General features: G+C 43.1%; 10 protein-coding genes. 5 read left to right on the top strand and 5 right to left on the bottom strand.

The annotated features are described in order from the left end of the window. The first annotated feature begins 72 nt into the window (after positions 1 to 72). Positions 73 to 1,890 (top strand): potassium transporter KimA, encoded by a 1,818-nt coding sequence (gene kimA / locus ADA01nite_RS06910; RefSeq protein ID WP_146809210.1) that lies wholly within the window; start codon positions 73 to 75, stop codon positions 1,888 to 1,890. A gap of 565 nt (positions 1,891 to 2,455) precedes the next feature. Here the strand turns inward: kimA and ADA01nite_RS06915 are convergent. Then, on the bottom strand, positions 2,456 to 4,141 hold the full coding sequence (locus ADA01nite_RS06915; RefSeq protein ID WP_170230175.1) for a methyl-accepting chemotaxis protein: 1,686 nt from the start codon (positions 4,139 to 4,141) through the stop codon (positions 2,456 to 2,458). Positions 4,142 to 4,616: 475 nt separating this feature from the next. Between ADA01nite_RS06915 and ADA01nite_RS06920 the strand changes: the two genes are divergently transcribed. The 4 genes from ADA01nite_RS06920 (at position 4,617) to ADA01nite_RS06935 (ending at position 8,938) form a co-directional block, all read left to right on the top strand. Then, entirely contained in the window at positions 4,617 to 4,895 is a 279-nt protein-coding gene (locus ADA01nite_RS06920; RefSeq protein WP_146809212.1) for a hypothetical protein, read from the top strand. A 714-nt stretch (positions 4,896 to 5,609) separates the two neighbouring features. Beyond that, on the top strand, positions 5,610 to 6,098 hold the full coding sequence (gene pssA / locus ADA01nite_RS06925; RefSeq protein WP_146809213.1) for a CDP-diacylglycerol--serine O-phosphatidyltransferase: 489 nt from the start codon (positions 5,610 to 5,612) through the stop codon (positions 6,096 to 6,098). Positions 6,099 to 6,283: 185 nt separating this feature from the next. Next, positions 6,284 to 7,681, top strand: coding sequence for an amino acid permease (locus tag ADA01nite_RS06930; RefSeq protein WP_146809214.1), 1,398 nt, complete (start codon positions 6,284 to 6,286; stop codon positions 7,679 to 7,681). A 495-nt stretch (positions 7,682 to 8,176) separates the two neighbouring features. Then, positions 8,177 to 8,938 (top strand): DUF3050 domain-containing protein, encoded by a 762-nt coding sequence (locus ADA01nite_RS06935; RefSeq protein ID WP_146809215.1) that lies wholly within the window; start codon positions 8,177 to 8,179, stop codon positions 8,936 to 8,938. Between the two features lie 326 nt (positions 8,939 to 9,264). On the opposite strand, the gene ADA01nite_RS06940 is transcribed toward ADA01nite_RS06935, so the two are convergent. The 4 genes from ADA01nite_RS06940 to ADA01nite_RS06955 all read right to left on the bottom strand — a co-directional run bounded on the left by ADA01nite_RS06940 (position 9,265) and on the right by ADA01nite_RS06955 (position 14,050). Beyond that, positions 9,265 to 10,053, bottom strand: a complete 789-nt coding sequence (locus tag ADA01nite_RS06940) for an enoyl-CoA hydratase/isomerase family protein (protein WP_146809216.1) — start codon at positions 10,051 to 10,053, stop codon at positions 9,265 to 9,267. Between the two features lie 184 nt (positions 10,054 to 10,237). After that, positions 10,238 to 11,218 (bottom strand): NAD(P)H-dependent flavin oxidoreductase, encoded by a 981-nt coding sequence (locus ADA01nite_RS06945; protein ID WP_146809217.1) that lies wholly within the window; start codon positions 11,216 to 11,218, stop codon positions 10,238 to 10,240. Between the two features lie 359 nt (positions 11,219 to 11,577). Beyond that, positions 11,578 to 12,786, bottom strand: a complete 1,209-nt coding sequence (locus ADA01nite_RS06950) for an acyl-CoA dehydrogenase family protein (protein ID WP_146809243.1) — start codon at positions 12,784 to 12,786, stop codon at positions 11,578 to 11,580. Positions 12,787 to 12,808: 22 nt separating this feature from the next. Further along, positions 12,809 to 14,050, bottom strand: a complete 1,242-nt coding sequence (locus ADA01nite_RS06955; protein ID WP_146809218.1) for a CaiB/BaiF CoA transferase family protein — start codon at positions 14,048 to 14,050, stop codon at positions 12,809 to 12,811. Positions 14,051 to 14,392 lie beyond the last annotated feature (342 nt).

A 14,392-nucleotide genomic window follows, 5' to 3' on the forward strand; every position in this document is an offset into this window, starting at 1 on the left:
ATTGTAAACTATGTGTTTTTTGAATTTTTTCGTAAATCAGGGAAAACTACCTAAAATGTCCTGGAGGGAATTATGGTAACGAGATTAAAACGATTTTTAATCGGGAGACCGATGAAATCAGATGAGCTCGGAGAAGAAAAATTAAATAAATTAAAAGCACTCGCTGTACTTTCTTCGGATGCTTTATCTTCTGTGGCATACGGAACAGAACAAATTCTTCTCGTATTAATCGCCATGGGTACAGTAGCATTATGGTATTCCATCCCTATTTCATTTGGTGTTCTTGCTCTTTTAACGATCCTCATTTTGTCTTATCGCCAAACGATCTATACGTATACAACAGGCGGTGGGGCGTATATTGTGGCAAAAGACAATTTAGGAACCTACACAGGGCTGGTTGCTGGGGGTTCTTTGCTGGTGGATTATATCTTAACCGTGGCGGTAAGCACCTCAGCTTCTACTGATGCTATTACATCAGCTTTTCCGGTTCTGCATGAGCATCGTGTCATGATTGCGCTCTTGATGATTTTAACGTTAACGATTTTAAATTTACGTGGAATTACAGAATCTGCAACGATTTTAATGTATCCCGTTTATCTGTTTGTTGTCGCTATTCTTCTCCTGATTATCGGCGGTGCGTATCAATGGGTGACAGGCAATGTCCATGCTCAGACTCCCACTTATGGAGCTGCCGTTCCAGGCATTACGTTATTCCTATTATTAAGAGCATTTAGTTCAGGTTGTTCAGCATTGACAGGGGTAGAAGCGGTATCCAATGCGATTCCTAATTTTAAAGAACCAGCTCCCAGAAATGCTGCAATGACGCTTATTATGATGGGAATTATCCTTGGCGTCATGTTCATGGGCATTAGCCTTCTAGCGTATGCATATGGCATCGCTCCTGCCGCAGAAGAAACGGTCGTATCTCAAATTGCATCAGCCGTATTTGGACGGGGAATTATGTATTACTTTATTCAGGCTGTAACAGCACTCATTTTGTTTTTGGCTGCCAATACTGCTTTTGCTGCCTTCCCTTTGCTTGCGTTTATGTTAGCGAAAGATCGTTTCTTACCCAATATGTTTATGGTTCGAGGAGACCGGCTTGGGTTTTCAAATGGCATCATTTTCTTGGGTATTCTTTCAGCACTCTTGGTTATTGCTTTTGGAGGGGAAACTGAAAATCTAATCCCATTATATGCTCTTGGTGTATTTATCCCTTTTACGTTGTCACAAGCAGGAATGATGAAGCGGTGGATTACGAAAAAACCACCAGGATGGTTTCCCCCTTTTCTTATTAATACTCTCGGAATGCTGACGACCCTTACCATTTGCCTTATTTTCTTGATTACAAAATTCTCACATGTATGGACGATTTTCTTGTTCTTACCCGCTGTTATTTTTATATTCCTGAAAATTAACCAGCATTATCGGGATTTGGCTGACGAACTGCGTCTTGACATCGCAACAGACAAGCCTCGACCAAAAGGGAGTGTTATTGTTATTCCTGTTGCTGGTATTACACAGGTTGTTCGAAATACCATTAGCTATGCTCAATCACTGTCAGATGATATCATAGCCGTTTATGTTGGTTTTGATGAAGAGTCCATTAAAAAAATGGAGAAAAAATGGGAAGAGTGGAATCCAGGTGTACGCCTGATTGTTCTGCGTTCTCATTACCGTAGTATTGTAAGACCTTTATTTAAGTTTATTGACACGGTGGAGTGGAAAAAGGCAGAGACGGACCACGTGACAGTTATGATCCCACAGTTTATTACAAAGCGTTGGTGGCATAATTTGCTGCACAACCAAACAAGCCTATTGTTACGTGCCTATTTATTTGCACGACAAGATGTAAAAATTGCTACGGTACCCTATCGTTTAAAAAAATAAAATTGAACACCTTAAAAATTTCATCTTAACCAAAAAACTGTCCTACTAATTACAGGGCAGTTTTTCTTTATTTAAAGTGTCACGTTCTATAATAAATTTATAATCTCAATAAAAAGGTCAGTTTTCTTATTTAGCTAATGGGAATCAATAGCTAAATAAAACAATAATACTTACGAAAAGAGCTTAGAAATAAAATGGCCCGGCATACGCCGGGTTACTTCCTATCTGGTTTCCAATTGAAATGATAATCTGGCTCCGGTTCTTTCACCAGGAGCTTTCTTTCTTCCACTCGAACATTTAGCAGGCCGCTATGTATGTGTATGCTTCTCACCAGATCGTCCGGAAGTATGATTCTGCCGTTCCCATCGACTTTAGATATGTACACTTTCTTTTCTCTGTGCATCTCTTTCACCTTCCTTTTTATTCCATGTTATAACATAAGGAATATAAAGGAAAATGTTTTTGTACATTAATGCGCATCCGATAATATTCCTTATGCAAAAAAGCAGTTCCTTTAGAAGACTTAGAACTGCTTTTTTAGTGTAGCTATATTTACTGTAGGGGATTAAACCTTAAACTTGGTCACTTCATTTTGTAATTCCTGGGCAAGCTTACTTAGAGAATCTGCAGAAGCTGTAATTTCCTCCATCGATGCCAGCTGTTCTTCAGAGGCTGCAGCGACTGCCTGTGTGTTCATTGATATATCTGTCGAAATACGTGTAATCTGGTCTATAGAGGCTGTCAACTGTTCTGTACTTGCGGATATTTCTTCTGTTGCTGCTGATACTTCTTGTACCTGATTAGTAACCTGCTGAATGGAATCCAAAATGTGATGGAAAGCCTCTCCTGCCTGATGTACGATTGCAGATCCAGACTTGACTTCTTCTGTTCCTTTTTCCATTACACTTACAGCATGTCTCGTGTTTTCTTGTATGTTCTGAATTAAGACTGCAATTTGTTCGGAAGATTGTTTGGATTGTTCTGCAAGCTTTCTTACTTCATCTGCAACAACAGCAAATCCTTTTCCGTTTTCACCTGCCCGTGCAGCTTCAATTGCAGCATTAAGCGCCAGGAGATTTGTTTGATTTGCAATGTCACTAATAACCTCAATAATTTTTCCAATCTGCTTTGAGTTTTCTCCTAAATCTTTAATTACAGCGGCAGCTTCCTGCACGGAAAGATTTATGCTTTCCATTTGTCGTATCGTTTTAACTATAACCTCATTTCCTTGTTCGGCCTCATGCAGCACCTCTGTGGATGATTCTAAAACTGTGGAAGCTGATTCAGCAATACGTTGCAATCCAGCTGCACTTTCTTCCATCGCCTTTCTATTCTCTTCCATACTTTTCATCTGGGCATCTGTGGCGCCAGAAATTTCTTGAATAGACGTAGCTACTTGATTGGCTGCCTCAGCAGACTGTTCAGAACCTGCATACAATTCCTCGGAAGAAGCAGCTACCTGTTCGGAACTTATACTCACTTTACGAATTAACTCCCGCAAATTTTGCTTCATGTGATTAAACGAACGTGCCATTTCCCCAATTTCGTCTCTGTTTTTTATATGAATATCAGAGATGGAAAGATCGCCTTCTGCAATTTGTTTCGCTGCTTCTGCTACTGCTATAACGGGTTTAGATATAATGCGGCTGATATAAAAAGCAATAAGCATTCCGATTACTAACGTAACAATCGAAATCATTAATACAACGCTTTTAACATTTGAGACTTTAGCAGACGTTTCCTGGCTCCCTTTATGCAATGAATCCTGCTGGTATTTTTCTAGCTGTTGCGCTTTTTCAGCGAATTTTACTCCTATAGGCGTTCCCTTTTCCTTCATAAGCGCAATGTAGCCTTCTACATTACCTTGTTTTTTGTACGCAGCCATTTGCTTAGCTACTTCTTCGTACTCAATATGAAGTTGATTTAACTGTTGCAAAAGAGTTTGAGCTTCTTTCGACTTTGTAATCTGCTGCATTTGGTTTAATAATTCCAAAAATTTACTTTTGCTTTCCTCATAACTTTTGAAATCCGAATCATCACCCGAAACTAAATATCCCCGAACCGCTTTAGCTTCTTGTGCTGACAAATACTTCAACTCTTTAGTAATATTAAGTTTTTTGACTCGGTCATCAATTAAGTCAGAGTATGTATTGTTTACGGACGAAATTTGGTAACTGCCAATTGCCGCTATCATCGCTAAAAGCAAAAGAACAGCAAAAAAACCAGAAAACAATTTCTTGCTTATGCTCATTTCTTCCTCTCCTCCATGCATGAATATGTATCCATTTTACACTCTTCCAATAAATAAGAGTACCTATTTAAGTAGTCATAAATACCTTGTTTAATGAATTTAAGAAGTCCGGAATCATTGTCCGGGCACATTCTATATCCAAAACGTTACTTTTGGTTATGCCAGGACTTGAGAACATCACTCCCACTTCCAGCAGCTCCTTTCTTCTCTAAAAAGCAAATTCGCAATCGCCTTATTTCTTTTCGTACCATCACAATTTTTATACTATTTTTAAAACCTTTTTTATCTTTTCACGTATAAGAATTGTAATGAAGAATACTTATAGCATAAGAAGTTTTAAAATACAACAATAGGCACTCATGGCCTCTTCCCTGCTCATTCTCTGGATGAGCACCATTGCATCCGCATTCTCCGCACTGATTTCTACGGTGTATATTTATTTACGCTATCTCATATAAAAAAGGAGGACACTTATATGGTTACCTACCGCTATAAAACCGACCTTTTGATCATCGAGGAAAAAGCCAACAACAACGACAAAGAATTTATTTTCAAAGTCAAAGACGTGGATACTATCGTACCTGCTCTGCGTAAGGTACGCATGTTTTTCGACAGCGACAAAATATACACCGATGTAATTTTCTATTCGCATCCCAACCATGAATATCAAGTCATTGTCCGTCAAGATTACTACATCGACTTTTTGCTTGTTTTATTCAAGAACAAGATTATTCAATGTATCGAATGGAAATAGAGATTCACTTCGATGGGTCAGAGATACGCTTTGGCCCGATTTTTTACGTCCAAAAAAGGTGCAGATAACCAAAAACAACGGAGCGGGCTTTCCTGCTCCGTTCGTCTATCGCAATCTCATTGTTTCTTGGCTGCTTCTTCTTTTCTGTGAAAATCGTGAGGAAAGAAGGAGAGAAAGAGGAAATAAGATCCGGGGAAGAAAAAGGCGTTCACCTTTCCCCTCATTTTCATGTTGGGGTTGCGGCTGAAAAGCATGGTGGTTTTCTGTATCAAAATATAATAATCCCGCTTATTATATTAGGAGAAAGACTATTCTGTCACTTCTACACCTCATGCTTTAGTGTTAAAACCAAGAAACAACATAAATGTAGTACAAATTTTCAAATAAGTATGCTATAATAAGAAAGTATTACTTTATAGGAGGAGGACAAAGTATGAGGATGTATGTTTGCCTATCCTGCCTGCAGGTCAAGCGGGGAGACTCACATCGTGTAGATATGAACATTTGTGAGACTTGCTCCTCAGACTTCTTATCGGTTAACAAGGACCCCCAGCTTCTCGCCAGTCCCCCTTCCCTCTATGTTATGGATGAAACGTTGTCACAGTCAGAGTGTCGCAATAAAACCGAAAGCCCATCAGCGTTTTGCTGATGGGTTATTTTTATTTGCCATTTCCTATGATACAATGCAAATAAAGAATGCTTCTGAGGTGAAGAATGAGTTCGATTCGAAGATCTATTCCCAATAGCTTTACACTTGGAAATCTCGTATGTGGAATTTTTTCGCTTACGTTTTCCATGAATGAATATTATAAAATGGCCGCCCTGCTCATTTTGCTCGCTGCGCTCTGCGATGCGTTTGATGGTAAACTTGCGCGCATACTGCGGGTCGATAGCCCGATGGGCGTCGAACTGGATTCCCTGGCCGATATTGTCAGCTTCGGTGTCGCACCTGCCATCTTGATTCACACAATGCATACACCTTCCCCGCTGTTGACAATTGCGTTTATCGCATTTCCGATCGCCGGCGCCTGGCGTCTGGGCCGTTTCAATATTCAACCGACAGTGGGCTATTATATAGGCGTACCGATTACGATGGCTGGACTTATCCTGGCCGTGTTAGCGCTATTCTCTTTTTCCAGCCCTCTGCTTATGCTTGTTCTGGCGATTCTGATGGTTAGTCCAGTTCGCATTCCAAAACTATAGCATGACTCAGGCTCCTGATTCCGGGAGCTTTTTTATTTTTCCAATTCATTTATTTACAAAATAATCAGAATAGATGAACTTCGTTTAAAAAGCTGTTAAATTAAGAAAATATAATTTATAATTTTTCGATGTAAGCGTTTCCTTTTTTGAAAATAATATATAGATAAATAATCTGGGGAGGTCTTATGAAAAAACAGCACGCAACAGAGCTTCATCGTGGTCTCGAAGAACGTCATATCACGCTCATGTCGCTGGGTGCGGCAATTGGGGTGGGCCTGTTTCTGGGCTCTACTTCTGCAATCAAAATGGCAGGTCCAGCCATTCTGCTTGCCTATGCATTGGCTGGCGCCGCTATGTTCATTATCATGCGTGCGCTCGGAGAAATGGCGATTCAAAACCCGGTCGCAGGCTCTTTTAGTCGCTATGCACGCGATTACTTAGGGCCGATGGCCGGCTACCTGACAGGCTGGAACTACTGGTTTCTTTGGATTATCACCTGCATGGCCGAAATTACGGCAGTCGGCGTCTATATGCAGTTCTGGTTCCCGGACAGCCCGCAATGGCTCTGGGCACTGGCCGCGCTTATCATCATGGGTGCCGTTAACCTCATTGCCGTTAAAGTTTACGGAGAGCTGGAATTCTGGTTTGCTCTTATCAAAATCGTTACCATTATTTTGATGATTGTCGTCGGACTTGGTATGATTATTTTTGGTTTCAGCAACGGCGGTGTCCCTGTAGGCATCAGTAACCTATGGTCGCATGGAGGGTTCATGCCGAACGGCTTTACCGGTATCCTGATGTCGATGCAGATGGTTCTATTTGCATTCCTCGGCATCGAAATGATCGGGGTTACCGCCGGTGAAGTCAAAAATCCGGAGAAATCATTGGCCAAAGCAATCGATACGGTATTATGGCGTATTCTCATCTTCTATGTGGGCGCGCTGTTCGTGATTCTTTCTATCTATCCATGGAATGGACTGGAAGGCAAAGGCAGCCCGTTCGTAATGACGTTTGACAGGCTGGGCATTCCGTATGCCGCAGGTATTATCAACTTTGTTGTACTGACCGCTGCGCTGTCTTCTTGCAACAGCGGTATCTTCAGCACCGGTCGCATGCTGTTTAATCTGGCGCAGCAAAAAGAAGCACCGCAATCTTTCAAAAAAATCAGCAAGTCAGGTGTGCCGAATGCAGCGATTCTCGCATCCGCCGGCGCGCTGCTCATCGGAGTTTTGCTAAACTATATCGTACCGGCCAAAGTGTTCCAATGGGTGACCAGCATCGGTACGTTCGGCGCCATCTGGACCTGGGCCGTCATCCTGCTGGCACAAATTCGCTACCGGAAAAGCCTGAAAGCGGAACAGGTGCACAATTTGAAGTATAAGATGCCAATGTTTCCGTTCAGTTCCTATATAACGCTTGCGTTTCTGATAGGTGTAGTGGGAGTGATGGCGTACTTTCCGGAGACCCGTATCGCCCTCATCGTCGGCCCGGCCTGGTATCTGATTCTTGTTATTTTCTACTTCGCCAAAGGATTGCATAAGCGTCCGCATGGCGAAGCAGCTCAAACAGAAAATACGCCATAAAGCATGGAACCGTCTTATCGACGGTAATCTGCTGTCCCGCCTGCCACCGGATAAGGCGGGACTTTTTGTTATCAAGCGTCTGTCTGTGCAGTATCTATGAACAGCCGTTTCATTTCCTCAATTTCAGATTAACTGCCATCTGTATTTCTCTCATAATCCCTTACCTAAATTGCGTAAAAACAGGGCAACATACATCTGTTTCTTCTTGCCATCCGCTCAGCGCTTCATTTGTTTTTAGACTATGAATCATTCAGGTTAAAACTATTTTTAAAAAGATGTTTCCGTAAAGTTTGTTTCTTGAGCCATTAGTATTTTATAATGATTAACATTAAGAATGTATATTTCTCCTTTACCTTCATCCAGAATATAACAATAAAAAACCATTTGAAATATAGGATTAATACAAGGGGAATATTGGATATTTTATAAGTAGTATGTAAAGGTACATTTAGGATAATGTAGTTATTAAAGAATAAGAATACAGGAGATTATTTCATGACAGGGATACATAAATTAGAAATTATTCGTGATGGGCTTCTTTCCCATCCTATGTATAAAGAAATGAATACACCTGATCGAGTTAGGGTGTTAATGAAACATCATGTGTTTGCGGTCTGGGATTTCATGAGTTTATTAAAAAGACTTCAAAAATCTGTAACTTCGATTGAGGTCCCCTGGCTTCCCTATGCAATACCTTCCTATACTCGGTTTATTAACGAGATTGTTCTTGCAGAAGAATCTGATGAAGATGGAAGAGGGGGATATGCGAGTCATTTTCAACTTTATCTTGAAGCTATGGAGGAGTCTGGGGCCGACGCAGCTCCTATCAATGCTTTTCTAAATGCGATAAAAAATGGTGTCGATTATAAAAAAGCATTAGAGCAGGATATAATCCCTTCTACTGTGGCAAAGTTTGTTACCTTTAATTTAAACTTATCCTTAAAAGGACAAGTTCATGAAGTGGCTTCTGCTTTTTTCTACGGGAGAGAAGGCTTAATCCCTGACATGTTTAAGCTTTTGGTGGATTCCTTGAAAAAAGAAGGCTCTTCTAATGAACGATTGAATTATTATTTAAGACGGCATATTGAATTAGATGAAGATAAACACGGCCCTCTTGCTGAAAAACTTTTATCCGATTTATGCGGAGATGATCCAAAAAAGAAAGAGGAAGCCATACAAATCGCTCAGATTTCACTACAGATGCGAAAAAATTTGTGGGACGGGGTATTAATGGAAATTCAAGAAAAGGGACTTTGATAACATTTAATTAGTTTGTTAATAATCTGCAGCCGTTCCAGAGTTCTGGAACGGCTTTTAAATGTGCGCTCATCATAGGCGTCATCTATCGTTTTCATATCCTATCGTGGTTCGAAGTAAATATATATACTTTAAGTAAGCTTAATAACCGGTTTAATTGTCGTCCCCTTTCTAGAATCTTCAATAGCTTGATTAATTTCTTCTAACGTGTAAGTACGTAATTAATTAAAAACCGATTTTTCCTACATTGAGAAAAAATCGGCTTTGTTATGGTATAGGAAAGTCTAAAGAGGGATTGGGATTACCCAGGAGTATTACATTACATGTTATCTTTTAAAGTTGGGTGTTCTTTTCTCTAAAAAAGCCGTAATTCCCTCGATGCCTTCTGTTGTCTGTGCCATTTTTGCTAAGGTTTGTGCTTCATTTTCCATTTGAGTTTCCAGTGTTTGGTTCCATCCGCTGTGAAGCAAGCGTTTGGCTGCACCGAGTGCAGTCTTCGCCCCGTTTGCAAGTTGTGCTGCTGTTACATTAGCCTGAGTAAGCACCTCGGTATCAGGCACAACTTGTGTCACGATCCCTAATTCATAGGCCTCCTGTGCTGAAAGTACCCGGTTCGTTAAAGTGAGTTCAAGGGCGCGTTTTAACCCAACAATACGTGGTAAGAAATAGCTTGCAGACCCATCAGGGGTCAAACCAACTCTAGTGTAGGCCATGGTAAAGCGGGCTGACTCGGCAGCAATAACAAGGTCGGCGGCGATAGCTAAACTCATTCCAGCCCCTGCAGCCACGCCGTTCACCGCGGCGATTACCGGAGCATCCATACGAGTAAGACGGGAAATTGCCGCATGTAGATATGTAGTCACTTCCTTTAAGTGGCCAGGTAAATGACTTCCTTGCTCGGAAAAACTCTTCAAGTCGCCACCAACACTAAAAGCACTGCCGGTACCGGTTATGATTACAGCTCGCACCTCAGGTGATTCATCACATTTTAAAGCGACATGCATCAGATCTTTAGCCAGATCAAGATTCATAGCATTGGCTGCTTCTTGTCGGTTAAGCGTAATGGTTGCGACATTATCCCTTACATCGAAAGTAAGTGTAGTATAGCTCATCATCAGTGCCTCCCTTGCATAATCTGAGTGAACGGTCGCTCAGATTACACTTTAATTGGATATATTATACAATATTTTTTGGAATAACGGATATAAAAATGATTCTCGGTAGTGGAAGATAAATTTTTATTAAGATTTATCATCATGACAAAAATTCCAGCTAAAGATACTTTTCGTATTTTGAGATTTATTTCGAATGCTTCGCCAATAACGAAGTCAGCGCTTGCTCATACTCATTCTGAAGCTCCTCAACCACTTCAGCGATGGGTACAATTCGTTTAATCGTGCCTACCCCCTGTCCCGCAGACCAAATGTCTTTCCACGCCTTGGCTCCAGATTGATTCCCTTGAGAGAAAGAGAAATCCATAGACTCTTTTTTCTGGAGTTGATCTATGTCAAGACCTGCTCTCTGAATGCTTGGGATAAGGTAATTCGCATTCACACCGCTAAACGCATCCGTATAAATAATGTCTTCGAGATTCGATTCCACCAACATGTTTTGGTATTCATCGCTTGCAAAGCTTTCAGAAGTGGCAATAAAGCGCGTTCCCATATAGACGAGATCGGCACCTAAAGCCTTTGCTGCGAGAATATCTTGCCCGCCCGATATACAGCCGGCAAGAATTGTAATTCCGTCCCAGAATTCCCTTACCGCTCCAATGAAGGCAATTGGATTAATTGTTCCGGCATGGCCACCTGCCCCGCTGCAAACGAGAATTAATCCATCGACACCTTTCTGAGCGGCCTTTCTGGCATGAACAAGGTTAATGACATCCGAAAAAACAAGTCCGCCATACTCATGCACGATGCTAACAACCGGGCTTGGGTCACCGAGTGATGTAATGACAATCGGCGGTTGGTATTTCTTTATAAGCTCTATATCCTCTTCATATCGTTGATTTGTCCGGTGTACGATGAGATTCACTGCCCACGGAGCAACGCGTCGCTTAGGCTCATCCATCCGCACCTTTGCAAGTTCTTCTGTAATGCGTTTCATCCAGTCATCCAAAATGTCAACTGTACGGGCATTCAGTAGCGGAAACGAGCCAATAATCCCGGCTTTACAACCTTCGATAACCATCTCTGGACTGGAAACGAGAAACATTGGGGCAGCGATAACAGGTAATACGATTTGATCTTTAATCTGCGGAGGTAATTTTTCTGTCATTTTTTCTCATCCTTTCAAAAAACAGAGATAAAGAACCTGAACAGGTAAAACAGGGATGTGAAACAAATATAATCGAAATACTATGATTATTTTAATATAAGCTGATCAAGTAGCAAAGAGAAATATTTGTCTCCGAAGTTCGATGAAGTTGTTTCCCGCTTACGAATGGAGGGAAAGTACATTTCACTTTATCACTATAAAGCGAAATATACTTTCCTATACATTAAAAAACGCGCCGCCGCTCTTCCAGCCGGAGAGTATGCGAGGCGCGTTTTTTCAATCGTATCACAAAAAGGCAGCCGCCCCTTCCCCTTCATTTTCATGGCAGGGCTTGTGGCTAATCGGCTATGGTTGTTTTGTTATACTTCCACCGTTTCCTCGGTAAACGGCCAGGCCGGCAACATACGGCGCAGCTGCTTATCCTGACGGTAGCCAAGCGCGTACTCCGCCTGCATGATCGTATGAATTTCACGTGTACCTTCATAGATAACCGGCGCTTTGGCATTGCGCATGAAGCGTTCCACCGGATACTCATTGGAGTAACCATACGCTCCATGGATTTGCACCGCGTCGCACGCCGCATTGAAAGCTGCGTCGCACGCATGCCATTTAGCAAGCGATGTTTCTCGCGTGTTGCGTTTTCCTTCGTTCTTCAACCAGCCCGCGCGATATACAAGCAAACGCGAAGTTTCCAATCCGTCGACCATCTTGGCGATCATCTGCTGCACCAGTTGATGCTTACCAATCTCTTTGCCGAATGTGCTGCGCTCATGGCAGTACTTTAAGCTTTCTTCCAGACATGCTTGAATGAGGCCGCATGCGCCCGCCGCCACGGTAAACCGTCCATTATCAAGCGCCGACATCGCAATTTTGAAACCTTCTCCTTCTTCTCCCACCAGATTGGCCGCCGGTACACGCACGTTGTCAAAGAAGATTTCACCCGTATTGCCGGCGCGAATTCCGAGCTTTCCTTTGATTGCCTTAGACGAGAAGCCTTCGAATGTGCGCTCCACAATGAAGCAGCTAATTCCTTTGTGCTTCTTGGATTTATCCGTATAAGCGAATACAAGGAAATGATCAGCCACATCACACAGCGAAATCCATGTTTTCTGTCCGTTCAGCACATAGTAGTCACCATCACGCACCGCCGTTGTCTGCATGGCTGCCACATCGGACCCGGCGTTCGGCTCCGTCAGGCCGAAGGCACCGATTTTTTCGCCTTTTGCCTGCGGTTTGAGATAACGCTGCTTCTGGTCTTCATTTCCCCATTGGAGAAGCGTCATACTGTTCAATCCGGTATGCACGGAAACGGCTGTACGGAATGCCGTATCGCCGCGCTCCAGCTCTTCGCACACAATCGCCAGCGTATTGTAGTCCATGCCGCTGCCGCCGTACTCTTCCGGAATGCATACCCCCATCAAATCCAGGTCGGCAAGCCGAGTCATAATGCTTCGTTCAAAATGACCTCTCGCATCCCATTCTTGAATATGCGGCATAATTTCTTTATCCACGAAACTGCGCACCATTTTTCGCACTGCTTCTTGCTCTTCCGTTAAACCGAAATGCATCATATCTTATTCGCTCCTTTGATTAAATAATGTGATCCTGCAACCATTGATTGATTTGTTCCTCCTCGAATCCGTACTCGAGCAGAATTTCTTTCGTATGCTCACCCGCCAGCGGCGGATGATGGCGGACGGAAACCGGTGTCCGCGATAACTTGAGCGGACTTCCCACCATCGGCACACTGCCCGCCGTCGGGTGCGGGACGTCTACCTTCATTCCGCGCGCTTCTACCTGCGGGTCCTGGAACAGTTGTTTCATGTCATAGATAGGCGCGTTCGGAATGCCTGCCTTCGTCAATTCAGACAACCATTCCGCCGCCGGACGCCGCTTGAACTCTTCCTGGAGAAGTCCACAGATTTCATCCCGGTTCGCAAGCCTCATCGAATTGGTCGAAAACCGTGGATCTTGGCTCCATTCCTCTCGTCCAAGCAAAGCGCATAGCTTGCGGAATTGCTGATCATTTCCGACCGCAACCACCATCTTCATATCGGCAGCCGCAAATGTCTGGTACGGTACGATGTTGGGATGCTGGTTGCCATACCGCTTCGGCACCTTACCGGAGACGAGATAGTTGCTCGCCACATTGACCAGAAGAGAAATCTGTGAATCGAACAGCGCCAGGTCGATCATCTGCCCTGTACCTGAACGGTCCCGCTCACGCAGCGCCGCCAGAATACCAATAGCCGCGTACAGCCCGGTAGCCACGTCCGCAATCGCCACCCCCACCTTCATCGGTCCCGTCTCTTCGCTTCCGGTAATGCTCATCATGCCGCCCATTGCCTGCACGATGTAATCATAGCCCGGAATATCCTTATAGGGTCCGGTTTGTCCAAAGCCGCTAATCGAAGCGTAAATCAGGCGTGGATTTAATTCGGAGACAGTATCGTAGCCAAGTCCCCACCTCTCCATCGTGCCCGTCTTGAAGTTGTTAATGACCACATCCGCATCCTTAATCATCTCCCTCAGAATATCCCGCGCTTTTGGATTCTTCAAATTGAGCGTCATGGCCCGCTTGTTGCGGTTAGCACACAGATAGTAAGCGCTTTCCCCACCGATTTCAGGTGGTCCCCATCCCCTCGTCTCATCGCTTCCGCCTGGCGCTTCGATTTTGATAACATCAGCCCCCAGATCACCGAGAATCATTGTGCAGTAAGGTCCTGCCAGTACACGGGTCAAATCAATAACTTTAATTCCTTCCAGCGCGCCCGGAACATAAACTTCCGGACAATCGGCTACACTTTCTTGATTCGACGGTGAAGTAAGCATGCACTCCCTCCTTTTCTGTGTGACGCATATATAAAAAAGCCAGTCCGTATTCCTGGGCAGAGAATCTCCGTAATACAGAAGATTCAGTAACCGGAATGCGACTGGCTCCTTGCCTGTGAACTCATTTCTGGCGGGAAAGAGGACAGACATAAACAGTCATGTTTAAGATTGTACGAATTTTTGTTTCAAGTTTAATTATACTATATATTTAATCTATTTAGTCAACCATTAAATATGTTAAGAATTTATTATCGTTGAAAAAGAGCGCAAAATTCTTAGGTTTACTACGGCGACGGTATATGGATGAAATAAAAACAAAAGGGCAGCGGACCAAAACCGCTG

The sequence above is a fragment of the Aneurinibacillus danicus genome (assembly GCF_007991215.1).
In the GTDB taxonomy this organism is placed as follows: domain Bacteria; phylum Bacillota; class Bacilli; order Aneurinibacillales; family Aneurinibacillaceae; genus Aneurinibacillus; species Aneurinibacillus danicus.